The sequence below is a fragment of the Devosia subaequoris genome (genome assembly GCF_014197055.1).
Classification (GTDB): domain Bacteria; phylum Pseudomonadota; class Alphaproteobacteria; order Rhizobiales; family Devosiaceae; genus Devosia; species Devosia subaequoris.
Genome location: NZ_JACIEW010000002.1, coordinates 176,335 through 193,824, shown reverse-complemented (window position 1 = coordinate 193,824; position 17,490 = coordinate 176,335). Strand labels below are relative to the sequence as shown.

The 17,490-nt window shown below is 61.0% G+C and carries 21 protein-coding genes; 3 read left to right on the top strand and 18 right to left on the bottom strand.

All coding sequences use genetic code 11. The features are described 5' to 3' along the window. Positions 1 to 2 precede the first annotated feature (2 nt). Positions 3 to 1,985 carry a hypothetical protein gene (locus GGR20_RS05620; protein WP_183310265.1) on the top strand — a complete coding sequence of 661 codons (1,983 nt, stop codon included), beginning with the start codon at positions 3 to 5 and terminating at the stop codon, positions 1,983 to 1,985. A gap of 100 nt (positions 1,986 to 2,085) precedes the next feature. Here GGR20_RS05620 and flaF read toward each other — a convergent pair whose 3' ends face one another. The 8 genes from flaF to GGR20_RS05580 form a co-directional block, all read right to left on the bottom strand. Further along, the gene (gene flaF, locus GGR20_RS05615; RefSeq protein WP_183310264.1) at positions 2,086 to 2,460 is read right to left on the bottom strand and encodes a flagellar biosynthesis regulator FlaF; all 375 of its coding nucleotides are present in this window, start codon (positions 2,458 to 2,460) and stop codon (positions 2,086 to 2,088) included. Next, entirely contained in the window at positions 2,411 to 2,836 is a 426-nt protein-coding gene (gene flbT / locus GGR20_RS05610; protein ID WP_183310263.1) for a flagellar biosynthesis repressor FlbT, read from the bottom strand. The genes flaF and flbT overlap by 50 nt, the downstream gene beginning before the upstream one ends. Positions 2,837 to 2,950: 114 nt before the next feature. Further along, entirely contained in the window at positions 2,951 to 4,417 is a 1,467-nt protein-coding gene (locus GGR20_RS05605) for a flagellin N-terminal helical domain-containing protein (RefSeq protein ID WP_183310262.1), read from the bottom strand. A gap of 188 nt (positions 4,418 to 4,605) precedes the next feature. Further along, a complete protein-coding gene (locus GGR20_RS05600; RefSeq protein WP_183310261.1) occupies positions 4,606 to 6,072 on the bottom strand; it encodes a flagellin N-terminal helical domain-containing protein in 1,467 nt (488 codons plus the stop codon). A gap of 212 nt (positions 6,073 to 6,284) precedes the next feature. After that, the gene (locus GGR20_RS05595; RefSeq protein WP_183310260.1) at positions 6,285 to 6,635 is read right to left on the bottom strand and encodes a hypothetical protein; all 351 of its coding nucleotides are present in this window, start codon (positions 6,633 to 6,635) and stop codon (positions 6,285 to 6,287) included. Between the two features lie 99 nt (positions 6,636 to 6,734). Continuing rightward, positions 6,735 to 7,202, bottom strand: coding sequence for a flagellar protein FlgN (locus GGR20_RS05590; protein WP_183310259.1), 468 nt, complete (start codon positions 7,200 to 7,202; stop codon positions 6,735 to 6,737). Continuing rightward, a complete protein-coding gene (locus GGR20_RS05585; RefSeq protein WP_183310258.1) occupies positions 7,199 to 7,540 on the bottom strand; it encodes a rod-binding protein in 342 nt (113 codons plus the stop codon). Before GGR20_RS05585 ends, GGR20_RS05590 begins: the two co-directional genes overlap by 4 nt. Then, positions 7,540 to 8,598 (bottom strand): flagellar basal body P-ring protein FlgI, encoded by a 1,059-nt coding sequence (locus GGR20_RS05580; RefSeq protein WP_246349471.1) that lies wholly within the window; start codon positions 8,596 to 8,598, stop codon positions 7,540 to 7,542. The genes GGR20_RS05585 and GGR20_RS05580 overlap by 1 nt, the downstream gene beginning before the upstream one ends. Positions 8,599 to 8,896: 298 nt before the next feature. Here GGR20_RS05580 and GGR20_RS05575 point away from each other — a divergent pair, with 298 nt between their 5' ends. Together GGR20_RS05575 and dksA are read left to right on the top strand one after the other, a co-directional pair. Next, positions 8,897 to 9,316, top strand: coding sequence for a flagellar assembly protein FliX (locus GGR20_RS05575; RefSeq protein ID WP_183310256.1), 420 nt, complete (start codon positions 8,897 to 8,899; stop codon positions 9,314 to 9,316). A 166-nt stretch (positions 9,317 to 9,482) separates the two neighbouring features. Beyond that, positions 9,483 to 9,899, top strand: coding sequence for an RNA polymerase-binding protein DksA (dksA, locus tag GGR20_RS05570; protein WP_086469818.1), 417 nt, complete (start codon positions 9,483 to 9,485; stop codon positions 9,897 to 9,899). A gap of 62 nt (positions 9,900 to 9,961) precedes the next feature. On the opposite strand, the gene GGR20_RS05565 is transcribed toward dksA, so the two are convergent. The 10 genes from GGR20_RS05565 to flgF all read right to left on the bottom strand — a co-directional run bounded on the left by GGR20_RS05565 (position 9,962) and on the right by flgF (position 17,399). Continuing rightward, positions 9,962 to 10,384: a YciI family protein gene (locus GGR20_RS05565; protein ID WP_183310255.1), complete on the bottom strand. Its 423-nt coding sequence runs from the start codon at positions 10,382 to 10,384 to the stop codon at positions 9,962 to 9,964. 160 nt (positions 10,385 to 10,544) lie between these two features. Further along, positions 10,545 to 10,958: a curlin gene (locus GGR20_RS05560; RefSeq protein ID WP_183310254.1), complete on the bottom strand. Its 414-nt coding sequence runs from the start codon at positions 10,956 to 10,958 to the stop codon at positions 10,545 to 10,547. A 183-nt stretch (positions 10,959 to 11,141) separates the two neighbouring features. Beyond that, a complete protein-coding gene (gene csgH, locus GGR20_RS05555; RefSeq protein ID WP_183310253.1) occupies positions 11,142 to 11,522 on the bottom strand; it encodes a curli-like amyloid fiber formation chaperone CsgH in 381 nt (126 codons plus the stop codon). A 57-nt stretch (positions 11,523 to 11,579) separates the two neighbouring features. Next, on the bottom strand, positions 11,580 to 12,014 hold the full coding sequence (locus GGR20_RS05550) for a curlin (RefSeq protein WP_183310252.1): 435 nt from the start codon (positions 12,012 to 12,014) through the stop codon (positions 11,580 to 11,582). Between the two features lie 176 nt (positions 12,015 to 12,190). Next, positions 12,191 to 13,687, bottom strand: coding sequence for a carboxypeptidase M32 (locus tag GGR20_RS05545; protein WP_183310251.1), 1,497 nt, complete (start codon positions 13,685 to 13,687; stop codon positions 12,191 to 12,193). 52 nt (positions 13,688 to 13,739) lie between these two features. Then, the gene (locus tag GGR20_RS05540; protein WP_183310250.1) at positions 13,740 to 13,904 is read right to left on the bottom strand and encodes a glycine zipper domain-containing protein; all 165 of its coding nucleotides are present in this window, start codon (positions 13,902 to 13,904) and stop codon (positions 13,740 to 13,742) included. 231 nt (positions 13,905 to 14,135) lie between these two features. Beyond that, a complete protein-coding gene (gene flgH, locus GGR20_RS05535; RefSeq protein WP_183310249.1) occupies positions 14,136 to 14,882 on the bottom strand; it encodes a flagellar basal body L-ring protein FlgH in 747 nt (248 codons plus the stop codon). Positions 14,883 to 14,898: 16 nt separating this feature from the next. Then, entirely contained in the window at positions 14,899 to 15,846 is a 948-nt protein-coding gene (gene flgA, locus GGR20_RS05530; RefSeq protein ID WP_183310248.1) for a flagellar basal body P-ring formation chaperone FlgA, read from the bottom strand. A gap of 11 nt (positions 15,847 to 15,857) precedes the next feature. Beyond that, the gene (gene flgG / locus GGR20_RS05525) at positions 15,858 to 16,643 is read right to left on the bottom strand and encodes a flagellar basal-body rod protein FlgG (RefSeq protein WP_116588378.1); all 786 of its coding nucleotides are present in this window, start codon (positions 16,641 to 16,643) and stop codon (positions 15,858 to 15,860) included. Between the two features lie 18 nt (positions 16,644 to 16,661). Further along, positions 16,662 to 17,399: a flagellar basal-body rod protein FlgF gene (gene flgF / locus GGR20_RS05520; RefSeq protein WP_183310474.1), complete on the bottom strand. Its 738-nt coding sequence runs from the start codon at positions 17,397 to 17,399 to the stop codon at positions 16,662 to 16,664. Positions 17,400 to 17,490: the final 91 nt, after the last annotated feature.

Sequence of the window (17,490 nt, the reverse complement as noted above, 5' to 3'; positions counted from 1 at the left end):
ACATGATCGTCAACAAGTCCATGTATCCGCTCACTACGGGCTTTTCCATCATCTCCAAGATGCAGGACAAGTTCGCGCAGTTGCAGATGCAGCTTGGCACCGGCGTCAAGGCACAAACGCTTTCGGAAATGGGTCGGGACCTGCCTGTCTCGCTCTCTGTGCGCTCGCGTCTCACCACGATGGCCGGCTACAATGCCAGCATCGAGCAGGTCGATCTGCGCATGAGCTTTTATGACAATGCGCTGACGCGGCTTGACGCCATTGAGGGCGAAGCTCGCAACTCGGCAAAGCAGGGTCAATACGGCTCGAACAACATCAATATGGCCACCATTTCGGGCCTGTCCAAGGCGCGGCTGGACGAAATGGTCACGCTGCTCAATTCCGACATAGCAGGGCGCTATCTGTTCGGCGGCTCAACGACCGACAAGGCACCCTTGCCCACCACAACCGAGCTGCTCGAAGGCGCGGGTGGACGAGCCGGCTACAAGACCGTCGTTACCGAGCGGCAAATGGCCGATCTTGGGTCTGCGGGACTGGGACGGCTCGGGACGACGATTACCCCCGCCGTGCCTGCTCTGCAAACCGACCCGGTGACAGTGTCACTGGCCGAGGATGGAAACCACCCGTTCGGCTACAAGCTGTCAACCGTGTCTGCCATTGGCGCCAATATCGGCATCGTCTCGGACTTCGCGGCCTCGCCTGCAGATGTCGACTTCACCTTTCCGGGCGATCCTGGGACGGTGTCAGAAGGGGATAGTGTAACCCTGGGGTTCACCTTGCCCGATGGCACCGAGACGCAGATCACCCTCAAGGCCGTGAGCGCGGCCAATGCATCGGGCGCCACGGGTGAGTTTGTCATCGGGGACGACCCGACGACGGCGACCATCACCACGGCCACCAATTTCGACAATGCGCTCAAGGCGGCGCTGAAAAAGACTGCGGAGGGCGAACTGAAGGCCGCTTCCACATATGCGGCGGGGCAGAACTTCTTCAATGCAGCAGGTGAGCCGGTGCTGCGGGTCGAGGGGGCGGATCCGTACACCTCGACCGGCCTGCGCGTGGCCACCAAGAATGATACGGTGATGTGGTATAGCGGCGAGACTGCGGCGGTCTCGGCCATCGGTATGGGCCGGCTGACCGCGGCGCGCGCCGCCGAAACCGTGGCACTGACCGAAAACATCCCAGTGTCTTCGGCGCATGGCTTCCAGATTTCGGCCGTGACATCCAATGTCACCAATGCAGGTGCACTGACGGCGACCCACACGCCGGGCGACCCTGCCTCGATGTCGGTCGTCTTCGACGATGCGGTTGCCTTGACGGCGGGCGACAGCGTCACGGTGACACTGACCGAGCCGAGCGGCAAGACGCGTGAGGTGACGTTGACAGCGGTAACCGGGCGCGCCGGGCCGGGACAGTTCACCATTGGCGCGGATGAAGCGGCCTCGGCCGAGAACTTTGAAAAGGCGATGATCCGCTCGGTGTCCGAAGCAGCCACAGCTGCGGAGGGCAATCCGCGCCAGTCGGTCACGGCGGCTGTCGAGGATTCTGGACGCGTCGCCTATGGCATGCAGGCCAATGAAAGCGGCTATCTGCGCATGATCCGCTCGATGGCGGCGATGACGGTTGAGACCTATCCAGAGATCACTAATGCGGCGGACCCCAATTCGGTGGATTTGAACCCTTCAAAAGCGCGGTTCGATGCCATGGCGCGCCGGCAGCAGCTTGAATTGTCCGAGGGGCGCAATTCAGAGCGCGGTTCGATCGAACTCATCACCATGGAATTGGGTGTGGCCCGCGCCGCCTTGCAAGCCGCCGGCGAGCGACACACCAATTACACCGCGCAGCTAGAGAACCTGCTGAGCGACGTTGAGACGGTCAGCAAGGAGGATGTGGCGATGGAGATCCTCGCGCTGCAGACACGCCTCACGGCGAGCTACCAGATGACCTCGATGGTCAGCAAGTTGAGCCTGGTGAACTATCTGTAGTCAGGAGACGGGCTTGGCCCCTCTCTACTCCTGCCATCTACCGACAAACGAAAAGCCCCGCATCGCTGCGGGGCTTTTCTTTGGTGAACGGTCCAGCGGCTTACATGCCGCGCAGGCCCGCCGCAATCTGTCGGTTGAGTTGCACGAGCACGGTGAGCTGCTCGGCCTGGGGAACGCCCTCATAGAGGATTTCGCGGGTCTGGTTCATTACGAACATGCCCAGATTTGCGATGTTCTGGCGAATTTCCTGGGGCAGGGGGCTGTCATCCTGAGTGACGGCCGACATGAAGATGGTCCAGAGCTTGCGATTAAAGGTCAGAGCTGAGCGGAGTTCCTCGGTGGTCGAGATGTCCCATTCATCCTTGACCTTCTGCAGGCCTGCTGCTGCCTTCATAAGCAGAGCTGATTCACGCTGGCGGGGATTTTCAACGACTTTCGCCGTCTGTTGGTACGCCTGGGCGCCGTGCTGATGCATGTTTGAGCAGGTCCTGTTCGTATTCAATAAGCCGTTGAGAGGCCTTGAGAGCTTTGTAAAGAGACCCGGTTAATATCTCGTTATTGATTTGGTCGATTATCGGTAGAGAACTGGGCACTGCCGCCACAAAGTCTCTGGACATCTCGTTGTAGGATTCGGTCGCCCGCTCGGAATTTTCCTCGATATACATCAGCTGCACCGCCAGATAGATGCGCTTGGCTGGTGTATTGGCCGTTTCGGCTGTCAGGATATCCTTCTCGCGGAGGATGGGTGCATTGCCATTGATAAACAGGCGCGTGCGCTGGTCTGAATTGGTGATGATGCAATTGCCCACCAGCAATTTCTCGCCAGGCTTCAGTTCGACCTTCAGGGCCATGAGACCAATCTCCGCAGACTCGGGGGATACTTGAACTGTCTAGCCCCAGATTGCGGCAAAAACAACGAAGGCGGGCTTGGGGCCCGCCTTCTTAAAGTGCGCTTGGTAAGCGATTTACTGCAGAAGCTGCAGGATCGACTGATCGGCCTGGCTGGCCAGCGACAGCGAGTTCTGAGATAGCTGCTGCCGGGTCTGGAGTGCCAGCAGGTTTGCCGCTTCAGTGTTCATGTCTGCCAGGGTGAGGTTGCCGGCGCCGGTTTCGAGCGTGTTGATCATCGCCTCGGTGAACGACTTGCGGTTCTGCACGATCGAGAGGTTCGAGCCGAAGGTCGAGGCCTGCGAACGGACTTCGTCCAGGGCGGCCTTAACATCGGTCAACAGTCCATCGATGGTGACGTCACTGTCGAGCTTTTCTTCCTCAAGTTGGGTCGGCACGCCCAGGTTGAAGGCGTTGATAGTCTCGCCTTCTTTGGTCTGAATGTCGATCGCCGATGTGCCGGTCTCGTTGAAGGTGATGGTCAGCTTGTCGCCGCGCAGCAGGTTGATACCGTTGAAGGAGGCATCGTCCGAGAGCTTGTCGAGCTGATCGCGCAGTTCGTTGAACTGGCCGGTGAGTCCGGCGCGGACCGAGTTGCCAGCGATGGTCGAGACGTCGGCGGTGGAACCGTCGATCACGCCAGCGGAGGTAACGCCGTCGACATTGAGCTTCTGCGTGGACTGATTCTCCAGGCGCAGCTTGCCGTTGTCGTTGGACGCACGGATCTTGCCATCGAGACTAGTGTTGGAGTTGATCTCCGAAACCAGCTCATCAAGTGTCTTGGCAACGTAGATGGCCGCAGGAGCGGCCTGGGTCGCCAGACCAGCAATCGAGCCAGTGCCACCGACGGTGATGCCAACTTCGTTGTTGTCGGCGGTCAGAACGAACTGACCGTCGGCATTGATGGATGCGGTCACATCGAGGTCGGTTTCACCGTTGATGCCCGCGATCAGGTCGTCGAGATCTTCGGTAGCCGCAGTGGTGATGGTGTAGGTGTGGGTCTCGGTGCCGTCGCTGACAGTGATGGTTTCACCGTCGGCCAAGCCCAGAGTGTCCAAAGTCGTGGCGCCGGTCAGACCGGTTGCCGTCGAAGCGGTCGAAACAGCCGTTGCGGTGTTGGTCTGCGAGGTCAGGTTGATGCTGACTGGCGTGTCGCCCACCGCGCCTGCGTCAAAGGACAGGGTCGAGGTGTTGGTGAGGCCCGAAGCCGGCAGGGTGTAGGAGGCAGTCTGGAACGACTTGTCCTGGCGCGCCTGGCGGAGCGTGGACTGCATCGATTCGAGGGTCTTGGTCATGGCCGAGAGACCATTGTCCGCGGCTTCCAGGGTCTGGATGCCATTGGCCATCGAATCGATCAAGGCGCCCAGATCGCTGGCGCGATTGGTCAGGCCCTTGGCGGTGAACCAGTTTGACGGGTTATCCAGGGCCGAATTGACCTTGTTGCCGGTGGCGAGACGATTCTGCGTCGTCGCCATCATGTCGGCTGTACCCTTGAGGGAGAGTAGGTTGGCCCGAACGGCCTTCGAAAGTGAGATATCCGCCATCTAATGCAATCCTTGCCTCAGGCCAGCTTGGCCCCTTGCCCAAAGTGTTAACCGCCTTTTCTTAAAGGGTCGTTAACCATGCGAGTTGACGGCTTATAAACCATAATTTTTCGAGGTTTTGCGGGCGAGACGCAAAAAGGGCGGGTCTTGCGACCCGCCCTTCGTGATTTGTGCTGTAGCTGAACCGATTAACGGATGAGCTGCAGGATCGACTGATCGGCCTGGCTCGCCAGCGAGAGCGAGTTCTGCGACAGAGACTGACGGGTCTGCAGAGCCAGCAGGTTCGCAGCTTCCGTGTTCATGTCGGCCAGGGTCAGGTCGCCAGCACCGTCTTCCAGGGTGTTGATCATGGATTCGGTGAAGGTCTGGCGGTTCTCAACGATGGAGAGGTTCGAACCGAAGGTCGAAGCCTGCGAGCGAACTTCGTTCAGAGCGGCCTTCAGCTTGCCCAGCTCGGAGTCGATGTTGGTATCGCTGTCGAGATCCGATTCCTGAAGCGTGGTCGAGACACCCAGATTTGCCGAGTTGATGGTGTCACCGTTCTCGGTCTGGATGTCGATGGACGACGTGCCAGTTTCGTTGAAGGTGATAGCCAGCTTGTCGCCGCGCAGCAGGTTGATACCGTTGAAGGAGGCATCATCTGCGAGCTTGTCGAGCTGGTCGCGCAGTTCGTTGAACTGATCGGCCAGGCCAGCGCGGACCGAGTTGCCATCGATGGTCGAGACGTCGGAGGTGGAGCCGTCGATGACGCCAGCGGAGGTAACGCCGTCGACATTGAGTTCCTGCGTGGACTGGTTCTCGATGCGCAGCTTGCCGTTGTCGTTCGACGCACGGATCTTGCCATCGAGATCAGTGTTGGAGTTGATCTCCGAGACCAGCTCATCGAGGGTCTTGGCAACGTAGACGGCAGCTGGAGCGGCCTGGGTCGCCAGACCAGCGATCGAGCCAGTGCCACCAACGGTGATGCCAACTTCGTTGTTGTCGGCGGTCAACTCAAACTGACCATCGGCATTGATGGCTGCAGTCACGTCGAGGTTGGCTTCGCCGTTGATGCCCGCGATCAGGTCGTCGAGATCTTCGGTAGCTGCCGTGGTGATGGTGTAGGTGTGGGTCTCGGAGCCGTCACTGACAGTGATGGTTTCACCGTCCGCCATACCCAGCGATGCCAGGGTCGAGGCGCCGGTCAGGCCGGTTGCCGTTGAAGCTGTTGAAACAGCCGTTGCGGTGTTGGTCTGCGAGGTCAGGTTGATGCTGACTGCGGTATCGCCCACCGCGCCTGCATCGAAGGACAGGGTCGAGGTGTTGGTGAGGCCCGAAGCCGGCAGGGTGTAGGAAGCAGTCTGGAAGGACTTGTCCTGACGTGCCTGACGCAGGGTCGACTGCATCGATTCGAGGGTCTTGGTCATGGCCGAGAGACCATTGTCAGCGGCTTCAAGGGTCTTGATGCCGTTGGCCATGGAGTCCAGCAGGCCACCCAGGTCGCTTGCGCGGTTGGTCAGGCCCTTGGCAGTGAACCAGTTTGACGGGTTATCCAGAGCCGAGTTGACCTTGTTGCCGGTGGCGAGACGGTTCTGCGTCTCGGACATCATGTCGGCAGTACCCTTGAGTGAGTACAGGTTCGAGCGAACGGCTTTGGAGAGAGAGATATCGGCCATTTTGGCGGGTCCTTTTCTAGGATTACGCAAACTAAGACGCCTCTCCTGAGGCAGGCTGATCCTCATCTGGCAGGCTATAAAGAAGCGTTAAGCCGATGCCGAAAATTTGGGCAAGTAGTGGTCTGGAGTTTATCGATCTGGACGTAGAAAAGCCCCGGAATCCGAGGCTCTTGTGTCTTTCGATGGTGGGTTGGAGATAGGAAAGCGTTAACTTAGGCGAGCAGATCCCGAAGCCGCGCCTGTGACTCGTGCGGGATTTCGGCTGTGCCGATGCGGCGGATCAACTCTTCCATCGATTTCGGGGTCGGGGGCAGGGCCCCGGCAATGACGGCGGCGGCGAAATCGGCTGTCCGATCCCGCTCCGGTTCTGCCGCACGCTCCTGCCTCTGCTGGTCACGCTGGAGCGGCAGCTTACCTTCCCTGTCACCCGGCTTGGCGCTGGTTGGTGACTTCTGGGTGCTGTCCTGCAGCAATGTGCGCTCGCCCATGGCCGGGCGATAGCGATATTCGCCTACATTAGCAGAGCCCGGAGAGACGGGCTCGACGGCGAGGTTCGCAACCATAACCTTGTCCCTCGAATACACCTATTCGCGGAAACACTAAGGCGCAGGCCTTGCTCTCACGTAACCATCGCGTTGCGCATTTTAGTCAAATGACACCTGTTATAGGGCGCGATTGATCGCGATGCCCTTGGCTGATGCATTGGGGTCTGCGGTGACCGTGCCGGCTGTGCCGTAAGCCCGGGCGCGGTTCTGCTGGCCAACCATGCGCGCCACGTCTGTCAGTACGTCTTCGGTGACGGTCTTGGCGGTGGCAAGAACCCTCAGATTTTCCGCCATCTGCGTGGCGAGACTTTCGTGGCCGGCGCGGAGCCGCTCCATGGATTGGGGGGCTTCGACGGTGAGGCGCGCGGCCTGGCGTTGGATGGAGCGGGCAAAGCCGACATAGTCCTGCGCCAGGCGCGTCTTGTCCGGCGTCAACTGCCCGGCCTGACGAAGATGCCCGGCGCGCAGCAGGGTGGTTTCCTGATTCATCACGTCGACCAGGGCCGCAAGGGCTTGTTCGGCGTGATTGCACAGCTCTTCGGCCGGCAGGGCGTCAAGGGCGGCAAGGCGGGCGGCTGCGGTCATTTTCCGTACACTCCGGCACTGGGGATATTGTTGTAGCTATTGGCAGCGCGGCTGGCATTGGCCGCTTCCTGCGAGGCGATCATCTGGCTCATCAGATCGTCGGCGATGCCGACGCCGCCGCTGCTGGCGATGGAATTGGCAAGCTGTTCGGCCTGCATGGAGCGCCAGGTTTCCTCGCCGAAGCCGCCGCCGCCGAAATTCTCATCGCTTTTGACGGTGGCGAACATTTCCTTGGTCAGCATGTTGAGAAAGACGCCTTCGAGTTCCTCCGCCTGGGCGCGCATGCGCTGCATCTGGGCCGGGGTGATGGTGGCGCCGGTTTCGCTGATCGTATTCATCACAGCACCTCGATTTCGGCCTGCAGCGCGCCGGTGGCTTTGATGGCCTGGAGAATGGCGATCAGATCGCGCGGCGAGATGCCGAGCGCGTTGAGCCCGTCAACAAGCTGCTGCAGCGTCACCGACTCGTTGACCACCTGCAGGGCGGTGTCGGACTGGTTGACGTTGAGATTGGTGTTGGGTTCGACCGCAGTTTGCCCGAGGGTCAGCGGATTGGGCTGCACCACTTCGGGGTTTTCGGCAATCGTGACAGTGAGGTTGGACTGGGCTACGGCCACGCTGGACACGCGCACATCCTTACCCATGACGATGATGCCGGAATTTTCGTCGATGACAATCTTGGCGGTCTGGTCCGTCTGGACGATCAACTGCTCGATATCGGTGAGCAGGTCGACAATGTTGCCGTTGAAATTGCGGGGCAGGGTGAGGCGCACTGTGGCCGGATCTTCCGGCACGGCCGTGGGCGCGCCGATGAAGTCGTTGACCGCCAGAGCGATGCGACGTGCGGTGGTCAGGTCGGGATTGCGCAGGGCCAGGCGCAGGGAGTGCTGCGAGCCGAGATGGAAGTCGATCTCGCGTTCGATCAGGGCGCCGGAGGAAATCCGGCCCGTGGTCGGAACGCCCGAGATGACGCTGGCTGCATCGCCCTGAGCGCTGAAACCATTGATCAGCACCGGACCCTGGGCGATGGCATAGACTTCGCCATCGGCGCCCAGCAACGGCGTTACCAGCAGCGTGCCGCCCTGCAGGCTGTCGGCGTCGCCCAGGGCTGCGACCGACACATCCATGCGCGAGCCCTGGGTCGAGAAGGGCGGCAGATTGGCGGTGACCATGACGGCGGCAACATTTGCCGTGCGGACGTTTTCGCCCTGGGTATTCACGCCGAGCCGCTCGAGCATGGATTGCAGCGACTGCTTGGTGAAGGGTGAATTGTTGAGGCTGTCGCCGGTGCCGTTGAGGCCAACCACAAGACCATAGCCCACGAGTTGGTTCTCGCGGACGCCTTCCATGTCCACAATGTCCTTGATACGGGCAGGCGCGGCCTGCAAGGACGTCATGGACGACAGGATGAGCGCCAGGCTCAGCGTGACGGCGGTTATGGTTCGGATCAGGCGCATGGTCAATTTCCCCGATTGATGCCGCTCCATCCCCATGGCGCGACCTTCACAGGGATAAATGCCAGAACCGTGCCAGATCGCTGTTCGTTATGTAGGGTGTTGATTTTGAAGGGTTTTGCAATTTCCGTGGTTGGGTGGCCGTTCGTCGCCAAGCAATTCTTGCCGGGCTTGTTAAGGGCTTGTTAACCTGAGTGGGCAGATTTTGCCGGTATTCGATTAGCCAAGTGAGTCAGGCCTTTTGCGCATCGACGCACCCAATCGCAGCAGCAGCGTTTCCGGCCGGTCATCGACGGGCAAGGCGGGCAATGGCCCTGCTTTTGTGCCGGTCGGGGAGCAGGGCCCCCAGCGGGTCAATGCGACCGCCCCCTCGACGCCGACCACCGGGATCGATGCCATTCTGGCGCTGCAGGCCAATGGTGATTATTCCGAGAGCCGCCGCAAGGCTTTGAAGAAGGGGACCCGGCTGCTGGATCTGCTTGAGGACATGAAGGCCGACCTGCTGATCGGCAGGGTGGCGCCGGAGCGCCTCGACACCATGGCCACGCAATTGGGAAATCTGCGCGAACGCGTGGAGCCGGAATTGGACGCGGTCCTCGATGAAATCGAACTGCGGGTCCTGGTTGAGTTGGCCAAGCTGGGACGATATCCCCAGATTTGAGCCAGCGCGTTTTTGCCTATCCGTCATCAAGTTGTAGCCGGTTTTGGGCTATGGGCCTGACGTGCCCCGGTTTCCTGCGTTAACGAGTGGTAACTTGTGTGCTTGCGGGGGAACGGCGAGGCGCATATATAGGCCGCCAAGGGCGCATTGGAGGTTGAGTCTGCTGATGTCTTCGGTTGAACTTACGGATTATCGACCCAGCGAGGACGAGCCGTTTATGAACCCGCGCCAGCGGGAATATTTCAGGAACAAGCTGCACGCCTGGAAGGACGAGATTTTGCGCGAAAGCCGCCTGACTCTCGAAAATCTCCAGGAAGAAAGCCAGAATCATCCGGACATGGCCGATCGTGCCAGTTCGGAAAGCGATCGTTCGTTGGAACTGCGGACGCGGGATCGTCAACGCAAGCTGATTTCCAAGATCGATGCGGCGCTCAAGCGCATTGACGATGGGACCTACGGCTATTGCGAGGAAACCGGTGATCCGATCGGCCTGGCGCGGCTCGATGCCCGTCCGACCGCGACGTTGAGCCTGGAAGCCCAGGAACTGCACGAGCGCCGCGAAAAGGTCTATCGCGACGAGTAGTCGGAGAGTGAACTGAAAAAGCCCGCAGCGAAGCGGGCTTTTTCTTTTCTGCCTTTCGCCCTTCAGCTCCCCGGCGTGCGTTCGGCATTGCGGTCGTGAATGGCCTCTACGTCAGGCGTCATTTCGTTGGCGAAGTCGGCCATTTCGAACACAGGACGGATATCGATATCGCTTTCCGTGGCCATGGGGTTGGGGCAACGCTTGACCCATTCGACGGCCTCGTCCATGTCGCGCACTTCCCAGATCCAGTAACCGGCGACGATTTCCTTGGTTTCGGCGAAGGGTCCGTCGATCACCGAGCGATCCGAACCGGAGAAATGCACCCGCTTTGCGTGCCTGGTCGCCTTGAGGCCCTCGCCCGCCAGCATGACGCCGGCGTTGATCAGTTCCTCATTGTATTTGCCCATGGCCTCCAGCAACTCGGTGGTGGGCATGACGTCATTTTCACTGTCAGCGGTGGCTTTGACGAATACGACAACACGCATTTTTCTCTCCTGTTTTTGCCGCAGGCCAGATTGCCTGTCTGAAGCCGACGAGTGGTGTCGGAAGGTTTCGACAGATTTTCTTGCAGATTGTTCGAGAAGGACAGGAAAAAGCAAAAGCGGGGCCCGAAGACCCCGCTTTTCGTGGTGCGATGCTTCTGGATCAAAAGCCGATGACGGTGGTCACCCCGCTCTGATTGTCGCCGTTCTGCAGACATTGCGCGTTGGTTGCTTCGCCAAACTGGAACAGCCCGCAGGAATTGTTGTTGCCGTTCTGGTTGATGGTGCCGTTATGGCCATCGCCTTCCTGCCAGATCAGGCCGTGATTGCCCGAGCCGTTCTGGTTGAAGCCGGCCGAATTGCCCGAGCCGTTCTGGTAGCCGTTGGCGCCGCTGGCCGACAGGCCCTGCATCAGCGAGAACATCTGCAGCCCCATGCCAAGAGCCTGCGCCTGATCGGGATCACTGGGGGCAAAGCCGATGGCAATCTGGCCGCCAGCCATGGCGGGGGCGGCGGAAAGGCCGAGAATGGCTGCGGTGAGAGTGGCGACGATGGTGCGGGTGAAGCGGGTGGTCATTGGTGTTCTCCTAAAACGATGTTTGCGTTCCCTTGCGGCTGGTCCTCCCAGCGCTTGAGATCACCCTAGTTTCCCGACACTGAACTGGACCGGAGCAGGCCATTCAGACAGCGTTCAGCCGATGGGGCCCGGCAACAAAAAAAGCCCCGCCGAAGCGGGGCAGTGGGGAAGGAACGGGGGCTCTCAGGTGTGAGTGAGAAGCGGTGCGGAGCAATCGAGCCGCTTGCCATCGGCAGAGATGGTGAAATCGATGTCGACGGATGCTCCGGCGTTGACCATCACCTTGCCGAGCGAGACGGGCGCGCCGGGCGCCACCGAGAACTGACCGCCCTGGCTGATATTGCTGGTACCGCCAGCGCCCTGGCTCTTGAGCGCGAAACGATATTCGCCAGTGAGCGCTGTGGGGCTTTCGACAATGCCTTCAATAGCCAGCAGACCGCGTTCGGTCTGGGTGGAGATGCCGCAATTGAGGTCGCTGTCATTGCTGGTGGCGTGAGCGGCGGCCCCGGCCAAGGCCAGAGCGCCGAAAGCCAGAACGCCGATGCGAAGTGTGGAGTGAACCATTATGTCCTCCTCTTGAAACGGGTGGGGCCGGCTACGGCCGGCCCCGGGGCGTTCTGGTTACGGGCAAACCTGAACGAAGGCGCTGACATTGTTCGAGCCGTGCTGGACCATATTGGCATTGCAGCCATTGCCCACCTGAACGCCAGCGGCGGTGTTGCCATTGCCGTCCTGGGTCAGAATGGCGTTGTGGTTGTCGCCGAACTGTCCGACACCGCCCTGATTGTTCCAACCATCCTGCCAGACATCGCCATAATTGTTGTCGCCGTCCTGACCGATAGCGGAGGTGTTGTTACCGCCGTTCTGGTTGGAAATGCCGGTGTTCCACTTGCCGTTCTGGTAAGCGCCGAAGGTGTTGTTCCAGCCAGCCTGGCCTCCGCCGACGGCATTGCCGAAGCCGTATTGCTCGATGATCAGGCTGTTGGCCATGGCGGGGGCGGCGGCACCGGCGATGACAGTGGCGGCCAGGGTGGTGATGAGAAGCTTGCGGATCATTGGTGGTCTCCTTGGGTTGGGGCTGCGGTCCCTCCGACCGCGTCGTTGATGGAGACTGTTTTAGGGGAGTGATTTGGAACGCTCCGTGAAGCACGGGTTCAGATAGCGTTCATCAAAAAGGCGACGGAAAATGATTCCGCCGCCTCGTGTAAGTGTCTGAAACTGTTGGCAGAGCATTACCCGCCGTAGCGCTGCTTGAGATGAGCCTTGAAGTAGTCGGCATTGAGCGGCTCACCGGTGGCGCGAGTAATCAACTCCGGCGTCGAATAGCGGGAGGCCTTGGTCCATACCTTGTCGGCCCGCCATTGATTGATGGCGCCGAATTCGCCCTTGCGGATCTGCTCGCGCATGTCGGGCAAGTCCTTTTCCATGGCGGCGGACAATTGCGCGGCGATCATGGCGCCCAGCGTATAGCTGGGGAAATAGCCAAAGGCGCCGCCGGGCCAGTGCACATCCTGCATCGGGCCGTCCTTGGGATCGTTGATGGTCGAAATGCCGAGATATTCGATCATCTTGGTGTCCCAGGCCTCCGGAATCTGGCTTGCCTCAAGCTTGCCCGAAACGAGGTCCTGTTCCAGTTCGTAGCGCAGGATTACGTGGAGGGGATAGGTCACTTCGTCGGCGTCAACGCGGATGTAGCCACGTTCGACAAAATTGACCTCGTTGAGGACATCGGCAATTTCCCAGCCGGGAATCGCGGTATCGCCCAGGTGCTGATGCACCAGCGGCAGCATGAAGTCCCAGAACTCCGGGCTGCGGGCGAGCTGCATTTCCACGAACAGGCTCTGGCTTTCATGCATGCCCATGCCGCGTGCCTTGCCCAGCGGCCAGTGCGACCAGTCCTTGGGCAGGCCTTGCTCGTAAAGCGCGTGGCCGGTTTCGTGCAGCACGCCCATCAGCGAGGACAGAAATTGGTCGGTGCGATAGCGCGTGGTCATGCGCACATCGGTCGGCACGCCACCGCAGAAGGGATGGTGCGACACTGCCAGCGAGCCATGGGTGAAATCGAAGCCGACGGCGCGCATGGCTGCCAGGCCCAGCTCGCGCTGCTTTTCGATCGGGTAGGGCGCGTTCAACGGCTTGCGCGGGCGCTGGTTGAGGCGCTGCTCCTGAACGGAGAGGGCATGTGGCACGAAGTCCTTGAGGAAGGTCTTCAAGTCTGCAAAGACCGTGTCGATTTCAGCGGTGCGATTGCCCGGATCGTATTGGTCCATCAGCGCGTCATAGGGGGCCAGGCCTGTTGCGGCCGAGCGCAAGGCCGCCTCCTCGCGTACCAGCGCAATCACGCCTTCGAGGGCCGGCAGAAAGCTGTCCCAATCGCCCTTGGCGCGCAGTTCACGCCAAAGCTGTTCGGAGCGCATGGTCGCCGCCGTGCGCCGCTCGACAAATTCGGTCGGCAGGCAGGTGGCGTTGACATAGGACCGCTCGAACTCGCCCAGCGCAGCCTTCTGCATGTCGGTGAGGTCTTCGTTCCTGGCGGCGTCGATCCAGTCGGCGATCTGGGGCGCAGTAGCCTGGGTGTGGTACATGCCGGCAAGGTTGGCCATGGCCTCGGCTCGTTTCTCGCCGCCGCCGACCGCCATATGGGTGGCTTCATCGGCCCCGAGAATGGACAAGGCGTGTTCGAGCGACTCGAGCTTGCGACCGAGTTCATCGAGTTTTTGGAAGGACATGGCAGGCTCCGGAGGTGGGACGGCAAATGTGTTCCACAGCTCTCCGGGTGGATCAAGGTTTGTCTGGTGGGTCCTCGTCGGAGCGATTGGCCCCGGCGGTGCCAAGTGCGACGCCGATGGCGACTCCAACACCGACGCCCAGGGCGATATCGTCCAGGGCCGCGCCGATCCCGGCGCCAATGGCAATTCCTACCGCAACGCCTGTAGCCAGGTTCATCTGCTCACTCCCCGTGTCATATGACGGCTCATATAGGCATGGATCGGTGCTTGAAAAAGGGAGAGGCGCAGCCGGGGAAGCTGCGCCTCGTGGGGATGGGACTCCTCGCCTGGGGAAGCAGGAGCCGTCATGAATGGCCCGGCGCCTTCTGCGCTTGGGGCCGTGCCACTCCGTTCTGGACTGGCCGGGGGAAAACGGCGGCGCAATGGGGATTGCGCCACCGAAACTTTCTTAAAAGGGCAGGATTGCATCCATGGCCTGCTGGCCGTAGCGGGGCTGCTGCACGTCGGTGATCTGGCCGCGGCCGCCATAGGAGATGCGGGCTTCTGCGATCTTTGTTGAAGGGATGGTGTTGTTGGCCTGAATATCGGAGGGACGGACAATGCCGGCCACGATCAAGTCGCGGACCTCGAAGTTCACACGCACTTCCTGGCGCCCTTCGATCACCAGATTGCCATTGGGCAGGACCTGGGTGACGACAGCGGCAACCGAGGTTTCCAGAGCCTCGCTGCGATTGACCGAACCGTTGCCTGCGTCCTTGATGCCGGAGGTAAAGTCGATAGCCGCCTGCGGGTCGACATTAAGTTCGGCCGCGTTGGTGGCATTGGAGAACGCCGCGCCGAACAGGCCGCCCATGCCGGCACTGTTGGTCGAATTGCGCGAGCGCTGGGTGTTGTTGTTGATCTGGGCCGTGTCGTCGATGGTGACGACCACGGTCAGAATGTCACCAATGCGGTGGGCGCGTTCGTCCTTGAAGAACCCCTTGGCCGAGGTGCGGTAAAGCGAGTTGGCCTGATAGGTGTCAGCAATGGGCTCGGGCATGGGCATGCGTACTGGCTGGTAGCCGGCCGTGGTGGTCGGATCGGCAATGGCGGTCAGAACGGGTGCCTGGCCGACACTGGCCAGGCGATCCATGGTGTTGCAGGCGCCCAGGGCCGCGGTCAGGGTCAGGATGGTGGCAATCTTGGCGATGTTCATTTTCATCTGTCCCGAATTAGAGGCCGGCAAGGGTGATGGGGGCGGTGGAGACTTCCACGGCACCCGGAGCGATGGCCGTGGCGCTGATGACCCGTTTGGAGATCAGGTTCAGGACCTGCAGGGGGGCGCCCTCGGCAGCGCCGGTGATCGCCTGACCCTTGACGGTCAGGGTCATCAGGCCCTGGCGATAATAGATGGTCACCAGATCGTTCTTGGAGACGGAAAGCGGGGTGCTGACATCACTGACCCGCAGCAGCATGCCGTCGCGGCTCTGGCGGTTGAGCGCCATGCCCACAAGCTGGTCGAGCGAGGCGACCCCCTGGGCGTCGGCCTGCTGTACAGGCAGCGGGCGCATGACGATATGGTCCGGGCGCAATACGGTGCCGGCCGGCAGGCCTGCGGCAAGATGCGGAGCTTCGATGCTGATCTCAATGGAGCCGTTGAGGTCGAGTGGCTGGCTCAGGCCTGCCAGCGAAAACCGGGCGGAGAAGGTGCCGTTGCCGGGCAGGTAGCGCAAGTTTTCGAGCCGGGCAGGCGTGTCGCTGGCCGCGACCGTGATGGTGTCGGGCGGATTGTTGAACAGCATGTTGGCCGTCATGCGGTCGCCCAGTATACCGCGCTGGCGTAGATCTTGAGTAATGAGATCCGCCAGCAAGGTCTGGTCGACAATTGAAGCGGCGCGAGAGACCCGCACCTGCGAGAGGCCGTTGATGTCGAAGTGGGTGAGGCCAATCCGGGCGGTGGCCGATCGAACAGCGGTCAGGTCAACATTGCCGGTGGTGCCCGGAAGGGGCGAGCGGAACAGGGGCTGTTCGGCCAGGACGCCGGCATCGTCGAACATGTCGCCGACGGTGACCACAGGTGCGCTGACGGTGATTTCCGCCCGTAGGACCGGCGCGGCCGAAGCAAGGCCGGAGGAAAGAAGCAGGGCCAGGGTCAGGCTGACGGCGCGGAGCGATTTCATGGTCAATCTCCTTAGCTAAGCTGGCTGGTGGCCTGCATCATCTGGTCGGCGCCAGAGATGACACGGGCGTTCATTTCATAGGCGCGCTGGGCGGCGATCAGGTCGGCGATTTCGGTGACCGAATTGACATTGGCCATTTCCAGATAGTTCTGCAGCAGGTCGCCGGTGCCATCGGTATTGGGCACATTGACCTGAGCCGGGCCGCTTGCGGCGGTTTCGAGGAAGAGATTGTCGCCCATCGATTCGAGGCCCGACTTGTTGACGAAACGGGCAAGCTGCAACTGGCCGAGCTGGGTCGGCGCGGTATCGGTGCCGATATAGGCCTCGACCGTGCCGTCGGGCGAAATCGCCACGCCGCGGGCATTGCCCGGAATGGTGATGCCGGGGTCGAGCGGGTGGCCGCTGGAGGTCACCAGTGTGCCTTCGGGATTGCGCTCGAAGGAACCGTCGCGGGTGTATCCCGTGCGGCCATCGGGTAGTTGCACCATGAAAAAGCCTTCGCCGCGAATGGCGACGTCGAGTTCGCCTTCGGTGAGGTTGACCGAACCCTGGCTCATCACCCGGGGGGTCGAGATGGTGCGCACACCCGAACCGATTTCCAGGCCCGCAGGGACCATGGTGCCCTGGTCCGAGGTCTGCGAACCGGCGCGGGTGATCTGCTGGTAGAGCAGATCCTGGAACTCTGCACGCTGCCGCTTGTAGCCGGTGGTGCGCATGTTCGCGATATTGTTGGAGATGACTTCGACATTGCGTTCCTGGGCGCCCATGCCGGTCGATGCGATATAAAGTGCTTTCATGGCGATTGCTCCTCAGGTTCAGGCGTTGGTGTCGCCCAGGCGCTGGATGGCGTTGCGGCGCATCTCGTCCTGTTTCTGGGCGAGGGATGCGACGGATTCATAGGCGCGCTGCACGCGGATCATTTCGGCCATCTCGGTGACGCCCGAGACGTTTGAGCGCTCGATATGGCCCTGCATGACGCGGGTATTGGTGTTGAAGCCGGGTGTGCCGCCCGAGAACAGATTGGCGCCTTCACGCACCAGCTCCTGGGCATTGGCGAATTCGACGATGCGCAACTGGCCCTTGGCGCCAGCGCTTGAAGAGACCGTGCCATCGGCAGCAATGGTGATGCCGGTTTCCTCAGGGCCGAACTGGATCGGGCCGCCATTGCCGAGTACCGGATTGCCCGACTGGTCGACCAGGGTGCCCTGATTGTTCAGCCCGAAAGCGCCAGCGCGGGTCCAGCGTTCGCCAGCTGCGGTTTGCACGGCAAAGAAGCCGTCGCCATTGAGCGCAACGTCCAGCTCGTTGCCTGTCTGGACGATGGCGCCGCCAGCCAGGTCGTGAACGGTCGCCCAATCCTGCACATAGGAGAGCGGCTGATCGAGCGAGGGGAAATCATTGTGCCGGGCTTCCGGCATGACATATTCTTCAAACAGGATCTGTTCTGCCTTGAAGCCGGTGGTGTTGAGGTTGGCGATATTGTTCGCCACCACATCCATCTGGCGCTGCAGCGCGATCTGCCGGCTGAGGCCGATGAGTTGCGCGTTCTCGATCATGGCATTCCCCGATTTGGTCCCCGAGACGGCCCGCTTCCCCAAGCCGGTCGCCTCGCCATTTACTTTGCAGAAACCATGCCAGAGCTAC